Raw genomic sequence first — 14,723 nt, forward strand, 5'->3', positions numbered from 1 at the left:
ATCTGCTACCACAGAGAGTCTATAAATAACAGTGCGTAAGTCCTACTTTATATAGTAAGGCTACAGAATTTCAGTATGTGATCAAGATGGGCCGTACTCAATTGCAAGATGCCGTTCCTATGACTATGGAGCAGGAATTCCGCGCTTTTGCGACTTTATTAAAAGAAGATTTTAAGCTGATTGAGCAGATGCGTCAGTTATTGCTGGAAGTTAATCTGGGTGCAACAGCAATTGGAACTGGTGTAAATACACCAACGGGTTATGCCAAGCGTGTTGTAGAAACTTTGGCACACATTACTGGTCTGCCTTTAAAAGGCGCGGAAGATTATGTAGAAGCGACCAGTGATTGTGGCGTATTCATTATTCTGTCTAGCAGCCTGAAACGTCTGGCAGTCAAGTTGTCCAAAATCTGTAATGACTTACGTCTTTTAAGTTCTGGACCACGTACCGGTTTGGCAGAAATCCGCTTGCCAGAATTACAAGCAGGTTCTTCGATCATGCCAGCCAAAGTGAATCCAGTGATTCCGGAAGTGGTGAATCAGATTGCATTTCGGGTAATTGGCAATGACCTGACCGTGACCATGGCAGCGGAAGCTGGACAATTACAGCTCAATGTCATGGAACCTGTCATCGCGGTATCTTTAAATGAATCGATTCAATTGCTGACCCACGGTATGCAGACGCTACAGCAAAAATGTATTGCCGGCATTCAGGCTAATGAGCAGAACTGTTTAAATGCTGTAATGCGCAGCATCGGCATTATCACTTTACTGGAACCACTGCTAGGGCATGCCATGTGTGATGAAATCGGAAAACAGTGTATTCGTGAAAATAAAACTGTGCCTCAAGTCGTACTGGAGCTGGGTCTGCTCAGTCAGGCTCAGTTAGATCAAATCTTTGCCTTTGAAAATCTGGTCTCGGAAGTACCTAGCGAGATCAATCAGCTGGAACAAGTATCCTGAAGTTCTTAAGGTTTTGAATCACGATTTATAGGATCGTGCTGATTTTAACCATTTGCCCCAGATCCAGTCTGTGGATTTGGGGTATTTTCATCTAGACTAGATAAATCCCACGATGAATTCGGAACATAGCATGTTTGATAAAATCAGCGCTTTATTCAAATCAAATAAACCTTCTCCTGCACTGCTTTATCTAGAAGAAAATAATATTCAATATACCGAAGAAACTGGCTATATCGTAGATGGGATTAACCTGAATCAAGAGTTAGGTGAAAGACTGGAATATCTGTCTAACCGACGCATGAAAACATTTGATGATCTGAAAGAATTATATTCTACAGCCATGATCATTAATGAAAAAATTGATCTGGAAATTGCCAATCAACGTTTTAATTCAAGATTGGGCAATACTGAAGAAAACTTGCTGCAATTTAAAGTAATCGTAAAAAAGTTGAATGATTACTACCGAAATTTTCTGCGTGAGAAAAAATAGCATTTGAAGTGGAAAGAAACCATTATTTTCCTGATAGCAAAGACTGCATAAAAATAACGAAATGCGCAGATACCATCGTGATAGTATAAGAGATATGTTGTTTAGACTTTAAAGCTATATACATGTTCCAACAAGAAATTTCCCAACTCAATTTAAAACAACTCAAGGCTGGTGAACGACGCTGGTTAGGCAACCTGCAGGGATCATCCACAGCATTATTGCTGAAGGAAATTGCCAAGCAGCATAAACAGTTATTTGTGATTGTGGCCCGCAATAATCAGCACCTTGGTCAGCTGGAAAGTGAACTGGAATTTTATGGCATCAAGCCGACTATATTTCCAGACTGGGAAATTTTGCCTTATGACCGTCTGTCTCCGCATCAGGACATTGTCTCTGAACGTCTGGCAATTCTTTCCAATATGCCGCAAACCGGGGTGTTGCTGTTATCTGCTTCTACGCTGGCACAGCGTGTAGCACCAAGCTCATGGGTATTGGGTGAACACTTTGATATTCGTGTCGGGCAAAAGCTTGATCTGGAACAGCAAAAGAAAAAACTGATTCAGGCGGGTTACCATCTGGTTGATACGGTATATGACCATGGTGAATTTGCAGTCCGCGGCAGCATCATGGACATTTATGCCTCTGGTCAGGATGCACCGATCCGGATTGACCTGTTCGATGATGAAATTGAAACGCTGAAATTTTTTGATCCGGAAACCCAGCGCACTACGCAAACTTTAGAACAATTTACCGTATTACCGGCACAAGAATTTCCACTGAAAAAAGGGCGCGCCACTTTCCGGGACCGTTATGGTGAGCTGTTCCCGACAGCAAACCCCAAGAAAAACCCGATGTATCAAGATGTCATGGATGGTATTGCTTCGCCGGGTATTGAGTTTTACATGCCGCTTTTCTTTAGTGCAGAAGCGATGCAAGCTCACAGCACCTTGGCTTCATACTTACCAAAGAATGGCATTGTCATTACAGATCGCAGTCTGGAAGAGTCATTAAACCAGTTTTGGGCTGAGGTGGTACGTCGTTATGAGGATCGCCGTCATAATGTGGATCAGCCAATTCTACCTCCGGAAATGCTGTTTACCCAGACTAATCTTGTGCTGGAACAATTGAACCAGTTTGGTCGCATTATTGCCTCTCAAGATGTTTTTGATGAAAAAGCTGGCGTGATAAATCTGGATACTCAGACACCGCCACGACTGCCGGTCGATCCGAAACGGGAAAAGCCATTCATCGAAGTTAAAAAATATATCGATGCAGCTAATCATCCTGTTCTACTCGTGGCTGAAAGTGCAGGTCGCCGAGAAACTCTAAAAGATGCACTGCGTCCAAGTCTGGGTGATATCCCGACTGTCGAGAACTTTGATGCCTTTGTCGCATCATTACATGCGATTGCCATTACTAGTGCACCCTTAGAACGTGGTCTGGTTTTGACTGATCGTATCACTGTGATTTCGGAAAACCAGCTCTATGAACATCGGGTGGTACAGCGCCGTCGCAAGCGTCAACAGGAAGTATCCGAAGAATTCCTGATTCGCAGTCTGACCGAGCTGACCATTGGTGCCCCAGTTGTACATATTGATTATGGTGTAGGGCGTTATGCCGGCCTGATTACTTTGAGCATTGACGATCAGGACCATGAATTCCTGCAACTGGATTATGCCGTTGATGCCAAGGTTTATGTACCAGTCACCAATCTGCATCTGATCAGCCGTTATAGTGGTGGTGATCCTGATCTGGCACCACTACATAAGCTCGGAACAGATGCCTGGAGCAAAGCAAAACGTAAGGCACTGGAACAGATTCACGATGTCGCAGCCGAATTACTGGATATACAGGCACGACGTTCATCCAAGCCCGGGATTAGTTTTGAACTGGATCAAAGCCTGTATATGCAGTTTGCCAGTGGCTTTGCCTATGAAGAAACGTTAGATCAAGCCAATGCCATTGAAGCGACTTTATATGACATGCAGCAGACCAAACCAATGGATCGTCTGGTTTGTGGTGATGTGGGCTTTGGGAAAACTGAGGTCGCAATGCGCGCTGCTTTTGTGGCGGTGCAGAATAACCGTCAAGTCGCAGTTCTGGTCCCAACCACTTTGTTAGCACAACAGCACTATGAATCCTTTAAAGACCGCTTTGCGGACTGGCCAGTACGCATTGAAGTGTTGTCACGTTTCGGTTCTTCTAAGGCACATACTAAAACGATTGACGACCTGGCAGAAGGCAAAGTGGATATTGTGATTGGTACGCATAAAATTTTGCAGGAAAATGTGCAGTTCAAGAATCTCGGTCTGATGATTGTCGATGAAGAACACCGTTTCGGGGTGCGGGACAAAGAGCGTATTAAGGCTTTACGTGCTGATGTGGATATGTTGACCCTGACCGCAACACCAATTCCCCGTACCCTAAATATGGCTTTTAGTGGTATGCGTGATCTTTCAATCATCGCGACACCACCAGCACGTCGTTTGGCAGTAAAAACCTTCGTTCAGGAACAGACCAATGACACCATTAAAGAGGCGATTTTGCGTGAATTGCTGCGTGGCGGTCAAGTTTATTTCCTGCATAACGAAGTGGATACCATTGACCGTGCTGCAGAAAGCCTACGTGAACTGGTACCAGAAGCGCGTGTCATTGTTGCCCATGGGCAGATGCGTGAACGTGAGCTGGAGCAGGTCATGCAGCAGTTCTATCACAAGGAATACAATGTTCTGGTGTGCTCGACTATTATTGAAACCGGAATCGATGTGCCGAGTGCCAATACCATCATTATTGAACGTGCGGATAAGCTCGGTCTGGCCCAGTTGCACCAGTTGCGGGGGCGTGTTGGTCGTTCCCATCACCAGGCGTATGCTTATCTCTTGGTTCCATCGATAAAAGGTTTAAAAGGCGATGCTGAAAAACGCCTGGATGCGATTCAACGGGCTTCAAATCTGGGCGCGGGTTTTATGCTGGCAACCGAAGATCTGGAAATCCGGGGTGCAGGTGAACTCTTGGGTGAACAGCAAAGTGGTTCGATGCAGGCGATAGGTTATAGCCTATATATGGAAATGCTGGAAAAAGCCACCAAAGCCATTCAAAAGGGCAAGACACCGAACTTTGATGCACCATTATCTTTAACGGCAGAAATTAATCTGCATATGCCAGCCTTGATTCCGGATGACTATCTGGGGGATGTACATCAGCGTCTGCTGTTCTATAAACGTATCAGTAATACCAATACCCAAGACAAACTCGACAATATCCGTATGGAGCTGATTGACCGTTTTGGTATTCCACCACAACCAGTGAAGCAGCTATTTGCAGTACATCAGCTTCGTCTAAAAGCAGAACAGCTGGGCATTACCAAAATCGACATTGGCGGTCAGGGCGGGCATATCGAATTTGCTCCGGATACGCCAGTGCAGGCCATGAGTATTATCCAGATGATGCAGAAACATCCGACCTATTTCCGGATGAATGGCGGGCAACGTCTGAAAGTCATGGTCATGCTCGAAGACTATCAGAAACGTATTCAGTTTTTAAACGATTTGCTGGATAGCCTGCTGAAAGAGCTGCATTAAAAAGTTTTTAAAAAAAATGGTTCAGAAAAGGAATTCTGACCATTCGTTTAAATCGATGGCGAAGTCACCCCTCAATGGAAAGAAAGTCTTGATTAATTTGTGTGATTCGGTAAAGTCTGAGTTGTGACCGAGTTCATGACAAATCCTCCAAATTTGTATTTAAACACATTGCTCACAATATTCAGCTAGCACTGGATATGTTAGTATTAGCCATCATTCTAATTTTGCATCATTTATAAAGATATGTTTAGTTTGCATCCTCAACTTGCTCAAGATACGTTTTTTGTAGGCGACTTTCCTTTATCAACATGTCGTTTGATGAATGATATGCAATTTCCGTGGTTAATCCTGATTCCACGTGTGCCGGGCATTACAGAATTATATGAACTTAGCCAGGCCGACCAGGAACAGTTCCTGCGTGAATCAAGCTGGTTGTCTAGTCAGCTTGCGCGTGTATTCCGTGCAGACAAAATGAATGTGGCTGCATTAGGTAATATGGTTCCACAGCTGCATTTTCATCATGTGGTTCGTTACCAGAATGATGTGGCTTGGCCAAAACCAGTGTGGGGAACTCCTGCGGTTCCTTATAGCAGTGAAGTTCTTGCTCATATGCGTCAGACGTTAATGCTGGCTCTACGTGGTCAGGGAGATATGCCATTCGACTGGCGTATGGATTAATCTGATCCCATGCTGCAATCAGGCCTGTAAATTATACAGTGCTGCAAGGAGCAACTGAGTGCAAATAGACGATTGGGTACATAAAGAGCCGAAACAGTTTGAATATTTCCATCGACTGATGGGATATATCATGCTGTCGCTGGTCATCGTCGTTTTTCACTATACAGAGCCTGATACGCAGTACCAGATTTTTATCCCGTTTTTCTTTCTTGCGATTATACTGGCTCTGCCGAAGCTGTCGCGCTGGCTCATCTATCGCTACAATACTAGTATCAAGCGTAATGTCTTCTTTGTGCTCGACATTGCTGTAATTGCAGTCATTCTTTCTGCAATGCATATGAGTCTGGTACTATCTTTATTGGGACTGGTCGCATTGCTGTATACCGCAATCAGTAACAAAATTTCATTTTTGACGTTTTCATTGGCAAGCCTGATCGGTATTGCCATTTTTTATTTCTGCAATATTTTTATCTTTGGTTTTGGTGAATATTTTCAGCCAACCAGCAATGAGTTGACGGTTCTGGGCTTCCTTTGTCTGGTGACCTATTTTGGTGTAGGGAATTACTATCAAACCACGCGTGCACGTTATATGGCGCAGAAAAAGAATCATTATTATGATCAGATGAACCGCTATATGGAATTTGCCAACCAGCTGAGCCGTTATGCACCCTTGCAGCTATGGCAATCAATTATGAAAGGTGAGTCTGAAGCCAAGATTGAATATAAACGTAAGAAACTTACCGTATTTTTTTCCGATATTCAGGGTTTTACGGAACTCTCTGAAACGCTCATTCCAGATGACTTGGCCTTCCTGCTGAATGACTATCTCAGTCACATGACAGAAATTGCCAAGCATTATGAAGGCACGGTAGATAAATTCATGGGTGATGCGATCCTGATCTTTTTCGGTGATCCGCATTCTGATGGTGTTGAGCAGGATGCCAAAAACTGTCTGGATATGGCGATTGCCATGCGTCAGCAGATGAAAATCCTGCGTGAACGCTGGGTGAAAATGGGCTATCCACCGCTACATATCCGTATGGGTATTTCGACGGGGTATTGCCACGTTGGCAATTATGGCGCTAATCACCGTATGGCTTATACGATTGTGGGACGGGATGCCAACCTGGCAGCACGATTACAATGTGCTGCTGAAGTAGATGAAATCCTGATTTCTGAAGATACCCATACACTTATCAAGAATGACTATCTTTGTGCAGGAAAAAAACCAGTATTCCTGAAGGGGATTAAAGAGCCAGTACGTACTTGGCAGGTAATGGAGCGATTTACTTCAGAGAAAATTGATTATCAACGCTGGTTTGATTACGAATATAAAGGTTTCCATCTGTTACTTAATCTGGATGAAGTACAGAACTACGAATATCCTAAACTGGTCAATGTGCTTGAAAATATGATCAAGCGGATTCAGACCCAGCAGAAGATGACCAATTCACAAGGTATTGTAAAGTTAAAACTTGAAGATGAAGTCATTGAACATCTACCAGCGAGTACAGCAGAACCTGTGGTATTAGAAAAAGAGGCTGAGAAGCAGGAACATGAAATCAGGTCAGATCAATCAGAAAAAAAGACCAGTCGCGCGAGTTAAGACAAAAATCAATCGCCATAAAGACGAGATGTAAAAAAAACCACGCTCAAGCGTGGTTTTTTATGAAAATCGCTTAGTGATTTTCTGAAGCATGGTTGATGGTGTATTTCGGAATTTCAACTTCCAGATCTTCGTCCACCACTTTGACCTGACAAGACAAACGTGAATCAGGCTCAAGGCCCCATGCACGATCTAACAGATCTGCTTCAACATCATTCATTTCTTCCAGGCTGTCAAAGCCACGACGCACAATCACGTGACATGTGGTACATGCACATGACATATCGCAAGCATGTTCAATCTTGATCCCGTTATTTAGCAGGCTTTCACATAAATTGGCATCTTGTTCAACTTCAAACTCAGCACCTTCAGGGCAAATTTGCGCATGTGGAAGAACTTTAATACGTGGCATAGTCTTTACCTTAAATTAGTTTGAGTTTGACCAGTCGTCGAGTTTAGTACCTTTCAGTGCTGCATCGATATGCTGGTTCATACGAGCAGCTGCAAATGCATCACTATGTATTTTAAGCTGTTCTACGGCAGATTCAATCGCTTTGATATCTGTACCTTGCAGCTCCTGTTCAAGCTTGGCTTGAGCAGCTTGCAGATCAGTAAGCTGCTGTTCACTTAACAACGCCGCATCCATTTTCAGGGCCTGAGTAAGTGCTTCAAGTTCACGTTGTGCTTCAACTTTGGTTTCCTGAAGATGACGCAGGTTCTTGTCTTCTTCAGCAAATTTATAACCTTCAAGCAGTAAACGCTCTGTATCTTCGCTCGATAAACCATAAGATGGCTTGATATCAATCTGTGCTTTAACACCAGATGTGGTTTCTTGCGCAGCTACGGTTAATAGACCATCAGCATCCACCTGGAAAGTCACTTCAATACGTGCCTGACCTGCAGTCATTGGGGGAATACCGTGGAGCACGAAGCGACCCAAGCTACGGCAATGCTCCACCAGATCACGTTCACCCTGAACTACATGGATCAACATCGCGGTCTGACCATCTTGATAGGTGGTGAATTCTTGACGGCGTGCCACAGGAATCGCGGTATTACGTGAAATCAGACGCTCTACCAGACCACCCATGGTTTCAAGACCCAGAGACAATGGTGTTACGTCTAATAACAATGAACCGTCGGTTGAATTACCAATCAATTGATTCGCAGTAATCGAGGCACCAATTGCAACTACTTCATCCGGATTGATGGTACATAGAGGTTCTTGATTGAACACTTCACGCACTGCTTTCTGAACGGCATAGGAGCGGGTAGAACCACCTACCAGAACTACGTTTTGAATATCATCCAGTTCCAGTTTGGCATCACGCATTACACGTTTACAAACGCTAATCGTTTTATCCAGTGCAACTTTAATGATTTCTTCAAACGTTGGACGATCTAATGTTAAGACATGGTCCAGCAGTTTTACTTCTACAGATTCAGCATCAGAGAGTGCTTCTTTGGCCTTGCGTGCAGCTGTAATGAAATGTGCATATTCAGCATCATTGAGGGTTTCAATATTCAGCTGTTTCTTGGCCCATTTTAGAATTAGACGATCCAGGTCATCACCACCCAGAGCAGTATGGCCACCAGTCGCTAATACTTCGAATACGCCTTGCGAGAAACGCAGGATAGATACGTCAAAAGTACCACCACCTAGGTCATAGATCACATAGTTGCGATCTGTACTGAGGTTGGTTTCCTGATCCAGACCATAAGCTACAGCAGCAGCAGTAGGTTCATTCAGTAAACGAAGTACATTTAAACCGGCCAGTTGTGCCGCATCACGAGTTGCCTGACGTTGTGCTTCATCAAAATATGCAGGAACTGTGATGACAGCGCCATTAATCTCATTTTTCAAGCTTGCTTCTGCACGGTCTTTCAGCTGTTTTAAGATTTGTGCTGAAATTTCGACGGGTGTTTTACGACCTTGAGCAGTTTCAAATGCTGGCATTTCATTCGCTTCACCCACTAAGGTATACGGGTGCTGGAATTTAATATCTGCTTGAGAACGACCCATAAAACGTTTTACAGAAATGATGGTATTCTTTGGGTCGGTCATTATGAATGGTGCAGCTTCATAGCCGTACTGAGTGCTTTGCTCTGCATAATGAACGATAGAAGGAAGTAACACACGTCCTTGTTCATCATTAAGTACTTTGGCTTTACCTGAAAGAACCGTGGCGACCAAAGAATGGGTGGTGCCTAAATCGATACCAATCGCAATGCGGTGTTCATGCGGTGCACTTGATTGACCTGGTTCTGCAATCTGCAAGAGAGCCATAGTGTTACATCCTTTGCACGTTAAATATTAAAGAGAAAAATTAAAAATCGTCATCGAGGTCAAAGCTATCGTCATCGAGGAAACGGTCTTCCGCTTTATCGATATCGGCCATGACTTTGACAAAGAAGCGCAGTTTACGCACAGTATCGCGAGCCTCAGCCCAGTCTTCCTCTTCATAATCTATTTTGAATTCACGCACCAGACCATCAATCCACTGTTGAACTTCAACTTTTAGGGAAGATAAGTCTTCTGCCGAAGCTGCATCATCAAGCTGCTCACGAATTTCAAGCGCATCTTGCAGAAACTCAAAATCACTGATGGACTGATCCAGATGATAATCCTGTTTTTTCAATGAAAGTAAGTAAGCAGCGCGACTATCCACGGCCGACAACACCTTATATGCCTGATTGATTTCACTTGATTTGATCAGGGCCTGGTCTTTGTCTGCAGCTTTATCTGGATGATATTGTTGCTGTAACTTTAAAAATTCAGCTTTTAAAGCAGCTGAATCAATATCAAGTGCGACAGGGAGGTTGAACAACTCAAAATGATTCATGGGAGATTGGATCCACGATTAATATGCAAATTAACTGCAATGTACAGCTAAAAACTACTGCCTAAATGCAATTAAAACAGTGTAGATGACACTGTTTTAATGCTGCAAGGATAAATGTACGCTAATGATTAAGCCTTATACAGTGAAGGATTCACCGCAGCCACATTCACCTTTTTTGTTCGGGTTGTTAAATTCGAAGCCTTCATTCAGACCATTTTTTACGTAGTCCATCTCCATACCTTCGAGATAAACCAGGCTTTTCGGGTCAACGAAAACTTTAACACCAAACTGTTCAAATACTTCATCATGTGTATCAGCGTCATCGACGAATTCAAGCACATAAGCCAGACCAGAACAGCCTGAAGTTTTCACACCAACGCGAATGCCTTCACCCTTACCACGATTTTTCAGGTAATTGCTGATATGAGTTGCAGCATTTTCAGTTAAATGGATCATGAAAACTCCGTTAATCTTTCTTCAAAAATACACGTCAGCAATTAAGCTTTCACTTTTTTGCTACGATAATCTTCTACAGCAGCTTTAATGGCATCTTCAGCAAGTACAGAACAGTGTACTTTTACTGGAGGAAGAGCAAGTTCAGTTGCAATATCAATATTCTTGATCGCTTGAGCTTCGTCCAGAGTTTTGCCTTTTAGCCACTCGGTTACCAGTGAGCTAGATGCAATTGCTGAACCACAGCCGTAAGTTTTAAAACGTGCTTCTTCGATTACACCTTCATCATTCACTTGAATCTGAAGACGCATCACGTCGCCACATGCTGGTGCACCCACCATGCCTGTACCTACGTTTTCTGCATTTTTGTCTAAAACACCAACGTTACGTGGGTTTTCGTAATGGTCGATTACTTTTTCGCTATAAGCCATGTTGCTTCTCCAAACCTCGGGGTCAGCCTAATATTAAATATGGGGATTAAAAAACTTTTATCAATGAGATAACAACATAAATGCTGTTATCTTTGATGCAAGATTAGTGTTCAGCCCATTCAACTGTAGAAAGGTCGATACCTTCTTTGTACATATCCCAAAGCGGAGAAAGTTCACGTAACTTCTCAACAGCAGCTTTAGTGACTTCAAGTACATGATCAATATCTTCTTCAGTGGTGTATTTACCAAAGCTAAAGCGGATTGAGCTGTGTGCAAGTTCGTCTGATAGGCCCAATGCACGTAGAACATAAGACGGTTCTAGTGTTGCAGAGGTACATGCTGAACCTGAAGATACTGCTGCATCTTTTAGAGCCATCATTAGTGATTCACCTTCAACAAAGTTGAAGCTCACGTTCAGGTAGTTCGCAACGTTATAAGTTTCGTGGCCATTCAGGAATACCTGTTCAAGGTCACGTAAACCATTCCAAAGTTTGTCACGAAGTACACGTAAACGCGCTTGTTCAGAATGCAAGTTTTTACCTGCAAGTTCGAATGCTTCACCCATACCTACGATCTGGTGAGTCGCAAGCGTACCAGAACGCATGCCACGTTCGTGACCGCCACCATGCATTTGTGCTTTCAGGCGTACACGTGGGCTACGACGTACGAACAGAGCACCGATGCCTTTAGGACCATAGATTTTGTGTGCAGAGAAGCTCATCAGGTCGACTTTCAGTTGAGAAAGGTCAATTTCAACTTTACCTGCAGCCTGTGCAGCATCTACGTGGAAGAAAATTTTCTTGGCACGAGTGATTTCACCAATTGCAGCAACATCCGTTACGGTACCAATTTCGTTGTTTACCATCATCAGGGAAACAAGAATGGTATCTGGACGAATTGCAGCTTCAACCATGTCTGGTGTAATTAAACCAGTTTTTGGTTGTGGTTCCAGGTAAGTAATTTCAAAGCCTTCAGACTCCAGCTCACGGCATGTATCCAAAATTGCTTTATGTTCAATTTTAGACGTAATGATGTGCTTACCTTTAGATGCATAGAACTGAGCTACACCTTTTAGGGCAAGGTTGTCAGATTCAGTCGCACCAGAAGTCCATACGATTTCACGTGGGTCAGCTTTGATAAGGTTAGCGACCTGTTCACGTGCGTATTCAACTTTTTCTTCCGCTTGCCAGCCGTATGCATGTGAACGAGATGCAGCATTACCGAAGGTACCTTCGAAAGTTAAGCATTCCATCATGCGTTCTGCAACTTGAGGGTCTACAGGAGTGGTTGCTGCATAGTCAAGATAAATCGGACGTTTCATGTCAAATACCTGTAACCGATAAAAGAGCTGAATCAAAAGATGCTGAATTTTGGCGAAGTGAAACGGTTTGAACGTTGTCACGTGCTACGAGGTCAGCAAGCGAGATTTTTGCGAGATAATCGGCAATGTGGTGGGAGAGTTCCTGCCATAAATCGTGAGTCAAGCACATCGCACCATTCTGGCAGTTGCCTTTATGGTCGCAGCGAGTAGCATCAACAGTTTCGTTTACAGCTTCAATGATTTCTAACACAGTGATGTCCTGAGCATTACGCGCCAGATGATAACCACCATTGGCACCACGAACACTTGAAACTAAGCCATGACGTTTTAGTTTCGCAAATAACTGCTCAAGATAGGCAACGGAAATAGTTTGACGAGCTGCAATTTCAGCAAGCGTGATCGTTTGTTCAGTTGGCTGCAAAGCTAGATCAAGAAGAGCAGTCACTGCGTAGCGACCGCGAGTGGTTAAGCGCATGATTCGATACACATGGTTAGACTAGATGTGTCGATTTTAAGAATCCTGACTAAAATAGTCAAGTTTTTTTATTATGCAAAGTGAAACGTTAAATCGTACCAAAAAGAAGGCTTTATTAAGCAAGCCAATTATATACTAATAACGTAATTAAACCTACGGTAATAAGACCAAAGATTATATTAATTTGCTTCTGACGACGTTGCATGCGTCGAATCCGGTTTTCATACTGCTTAACTTCCACTTGCAGGGTATTAATTTTAGAACGTTGCTGGTCAATTTTATCTAGAAGTGGGGCCAGACGATTACGTGAAGTAACGACTTCAGACTCGTCTCTTGGTTCATACAGCCACTGTTTCCAGTCAGCAAGCAGTTTCGGCAGGGCAAACAGGGTCAGCAGATCTCGGAATTCATCTTTCAGGATCTGATTGCCATCAATACGCATAGCCTTAATACTGCGACGATTGCCAAAAATAAAGATTTTGATCAGATCGGACAGATTAATACGCACATCAAGATCAATGATCTTATTTGGCGCTTTATGGTCAAATAGCAGACCCTTATCGGTAAACTGCACATAAAAGTCGAAATAAGGAATATAACTATTAATCTTAATAGCGATATTTTCATCAATAAACTTTTTAGCTTGTAATGCAACAACGCGATCATGTTTTAGAATAAAAGTGAAAATCGTTTCTAAAACAATTAAAGTCATTGTCAGCAATAAGTGCGGCTGCTTTTGACTTTGCTGCGATTCGCTCATAGATACAACCAATCCTTTCCTGAAAAATTTGAAATATAAAACATCCTGCCTAATTGATATTTCAGGGATTAAACTTAAAACATGAAATAAATTGCTTTGTAGAACAGTTTAGCAAAACTGGCAAGTATTAAATTTGCTAATATGCTGTAATTTTGTAGATTTCTATATAAAATTTGCATAGAAAATAATCAGGAGGCGTGCACATGGACAAATCTGAAGCGGCACTGGATGCAATTCCGGAAACAGAACGAAAAACATCAAAAGCTAAGTCGAGATTAGGATCAGAGCGTAAGTCGGTCCTCGACTTTCGAAAATATACCAAACAAATCTGGCTGGCTGGACTGGGTGCATTCTCTCGTGCCGAAGAAGAAGGCAATAAATTATTCGACTCTTTGGTCAAGGTGGGAGAAGAGTTAGAATCCAAAACGACTGACATTGCCGACCAAACTGTCGAAAAAGTCTCAGAAAAGGCCAAAGAGTCTGTCACAGATACCAAAGATAAAGTTGAAAAATTAATTGATCACTCTGTTCATCATTCCTTGAATCGTATAGGATTAGTGACGCTGAAGGACGTACAGCATCTAGAAAAACTGATCCTGCAGCTGCATGCTAAAGTCGATCAGTTGATGGAAGAACAGGGGAAAATACAGGATGAATTGTCTAAAAAATCACAACGAAAGTGACTTTATTCATTATTCAATGTTTTTTTCGCTTATTTTTTAAAAAAAAAGAGGTCGAAGAGTATTGCGTTTAGCCCTAAACCATTGTTATAAAGTCGCTATGGCAATTTAAACAAATTCTTGGACCTTAAATAAACGATATTAAGAGGACGTAATTTTCATGAATAAATCAGAATTAATTGATGCAATTGCAGAGAAAGGGGGATTATCTAAGGCTGACGCTGGTAAGGCTTTAGATGCTACAATTGCTTCTGTTACTGAAGCGCTTAAATCAGGTGATACAGTTACTCTCGTTGGTTTTGGTACTTTCGGCGTTAAAGAACGTGCTGCACGTACTGGCCGTAACCCACAAACTGGTGCTACGCTAGAAATCAAAGCAAGCAAAGTACCTAGCTTCAAAGCTGGTAAAGGCTTGAAAGACGCTGTAGCTTAATCGCCAACAG

14 protein-coding genes and 1 pseudogene are annotated in these 14,723 nt (G+C 42.8%); 7 read left to right on the top strand and 8 right to left on the bottom strand.

From position 1 onward, the window contains the following. Positions 1–44: 44 nt before the first annotated feature. From C8322_RS06670 to C8322_RS06690, 5 genes and pseudogenes are all read left to right on the top strand, one after another. Positions 45–962, top strand: a pseudogene (locus C8322_RS06670) (lyase family protein); the annotation flags it as partial. A 130-nt stretch (positions 963–1,092) separates the two neighbouring features. Next, positions 1,093–1,452 (top strand): hypothetical protein, encoded by a 360-nt coding sequence (locus C8322_RS06675; RefSeq protein ID WP_071320532.1) that lies wholly within the window; start codon positions 1,093–1,095, stop codon positions 1,450–1,452. Between the two features lie 122 nt (positions 1,453–1,574). Next, positions 1,575–5,033, top strand: a complete 3,459-nt coding sequence (gene mfd, locus C8322_RS06680; RefSeq protein WP_111810465.1) for a transcription-repair coupling factor — start codon at positions 1,575–1,577, stop codon at positions 5,031–5,033. 243 nt (positions 5,034–5,276) lie between these two features. Continuing rightward, positions 5,277–5,711 carry an HIT domain-containing protein gene (locus tag C8322_RS06685; RefSeq protein WP_004894486.1) on the top strand — a complete coding sequence of 145 codons (435 nt, stop codon included), beginning with the start codon at positions 5,277–5,279 and terminating at the stop codon, positions 5,709–5,711. Positions 5,712–5,769: 58 nt separating this feature from the next. Then, entirely contained in the window at positions 5,770–7,317 is a 1,548-nt protein-coding gene (locus C8322_RS06690; RefSeq protein WP_008305239.1) for an adenylate/guanylate cyclase domain-containing protein, read from the top strand. Between the two features lie 73 nt (positions 7,318–7,390). Here the strand turns inward: C8322_RS06690 and fdx are convergent, their stop codons facing one another. From fdx to C8322_RS06730, 8 genes are all read right to left on the bottom strand, one after another. After that, positions 7,391–7,729, bottom strand: coding sequence for an ISC system 2Fe-2S type ferredoxin (gene fdx / locus C8322_RS06695; RefSeq protein ID WP_004812732.1), 339 nt, complete (start codon positions 7,727–7,729; stop codon positions 7,391–7,393). 15 nt (positions 7,730–7,744) lie between these two features. Beyond that, the gene (gene hscA, locus C8322_RS06700) at positions 7,745–9,604 is read right to left on the bottom strand and encodes a Fe-S protein assembly chaperone HscA (RefSeq protein ID WP_111810466.1); all 1,860 of its coding nucleotides are present in this window, start codon (positions 9,602–9,604) and stop codon (positions 7,745–7,747) included. 40 nt (positions 9,605–9,644) lie between these two features. Then, the gene (hscB, locus tag C8322_RS06705) at positions 9,645–10,160 is read right to left on the bottom strand and encodes a Fe-S protein assembly co-chaperone HscB (RefSeq protein WP_004812736.1); all 516 of its coding nucleotides are present in this window, start codon (positions 10,158–10,160) and stop codon (positions 9,645–9,647) included. 135 nt (positions 10,161–10,295) lie between these two features. After that, on the bottom strand, positions 10,296–10,616 hold the full coding sequence (iscA, locus tag C8322_RS06710; protein ID WP_004812739.1) for an iron-sulfur cluster assembly protein IscA: 321 nt from the start codon (positions 10,614–10,616) through the stop codon (positions 10,296–10,298). 41 nt (positions 10,617–10,657) lie between these two features. Then, positions 10,658–11,044 carry a Fe-S cluster assembly scaffold IscU gene (gene iscU, locus C8322_RS06715; protein WP_004812740.1) on the bottom strand — a complete coding sequence of 129 codons (387 nt, stop codon included), beginning with the start codon at positions 11,042–11,044 and terminating at the stop codon, positions 10,658–10,660. A gap of 103 nt (positions 11,045–11,147) precedes the next feature. Beyond that, a complete protein-coding gene (locus tag C8322_RS06720; protein WP_004812743.1) occupies positions 11,148–12,365 on the bottom strand; it encodes an IscS subfamily cysteine desulfurase in 1,218 nt (405 codons plus the stop codon). Position 12,366: 1 nt separating this feature from the next. Continuing rightward, positions 12,367–12,840, bottom strand: a complete 474-nt coding sequence (locus C8322_RS06725; RefSeq protein WP_004812744.1) for an Rrf2 family transcriptional regulator — start codon at positions 12,838–12,840, stop codon at positions 12,367–12,369. Positions 12,841–12,955: 115 nt separating this feature from the next. Continuing rightward, on the bottom strand, positions 12,956–13,600 hold the full coding sequence (locus tag C8322_RS06730) for a hypothetical protein (RefSeq protein WP_111810467.1): 645 nt from the start codon (positions 13,598–13,600) through the stop codon (positions 12,956–12,958). A gap of 203 nt (positions 13,601–13,803) precedes the next feature. On the opposite strand from C8322_RS06730, the gene C8322_RS06735 reads away from it, so the two are divergent. Further along, entirely contained in the window at positions 13,804–14,283 is a 480-nt protein-coding gene (locus tag C8322_RS06735; RefSeq protein WP_004812748.1) for a phasin family protein, read from the top strand. Positions 14,284–14,440: 157 nt separating this feature from the next. Next, entirely contained in the window at positions 14,441–14,713 is a 273-nt protein-coding gene (locus tag C8322_RS06740) for an HU family DNA-binding protein (protein WP_004279807.1), read from the top strand. Positions 14,714–14,723: the final 10 nt, after the last annotated feature.

It is taken from the genome of Acinetobacter sp. SM1B (genome assembly GCF_003289665.1).
Lineage (GTDB): Bacteria > Pseudomonadota > Gammaproteobacteria > Pseudomonadales > Moraxellaceae > Acinetobacter > Acinetobacter schindleri.

Bases quoted from the DNA above. Each gene is read 5' to 3' on its own strand.
- fdx (WP_004812732.1), bottom strand. From the start codon at position 7,729: ATGCCACGTATTAAAGTTCTTCCACATGCGCAAATTTGCCCTGAAGGT.
- C8322_RS06730 (WP_111810467.1), bottom strand. From the start codon at position 13,600: ATGAGCGAATCGCAGCAAAGTCAAAAGCAGCCGCACTTATTGCTGACA.
- C8322_RS06685 (WP_004894486.1), top strand. From the start codon at position 5,277: ATGTTTAGTTTGCATCCTCAACTTGCTCAAGATACGTTTTTTGTAGGC.
- iscA (WP_004812739.1), bottom strand. From the start codon at position 10,616: ATGATCCATTTAACTGAAAATGCTGCAACTCATATCAGCAATTACCTG.
- iscU (WP_004812740.1), bottom strand. From the start codon at position 11,044: ATGGCTTATAGCGAAAAAGTAATCGACCATTACGAAAACCCACGTAAC.
- C8322_RS06720 (WP_004812743.1), bottom strand. From the start codon at position 12,365: ATGAAACGTCCGATTTATCTTGACTATGCAGCAACCACTCCTGTAGAC.
- C8322_RS06740 (WP_004279807.1), top strand. From the start codon at position 14,441: ATGAATAAATCAGAATTAATTGATGCAATTGCAGAGAAAGGGGGATTA.
- C8322_RS06735 (WP_004812748.1), top strand. From the start codon at position 13,804: ATGGACAAATCTGAAGCGGCACTGGATGCAATTCCGGAAACAGAACGA.
- C8322_RS06675 (WP_071320532.1), top strand. From the start codon at position 1,093: ATGTTTGATAAAATCAGCGCTTTATTCAAATCAAATAAACCTTCTCCT.
- hscA (WP_111810466.1), bottom strand. From the start codon at position 9,604: ATGGCTCTCTTGCAGATTGCAGAACCAGGTCAATCAAGTGCACCGCAT.
- C8322_RS06725 (WP_004812744.1), bottom strand. From the start codon at position 12,840: ATGCGCTTAACCACTCGCGGTCGCTACGCAGTGACTGCTCTTCTTGAT.
- mfd (WP_111810465.1), top strand. From the start codon at position 1,575: ATGTTCCAACAAGAAATTTCCCAACTCAATTTAAAACAACTCAAGGCT.
- hscB (WP_004812736.1), bottom strand. From the start codon at position 10,160: ATGAATCATTTTGAGTTGTTCAACCTCCCTGTCGCACTTGATATTGAT.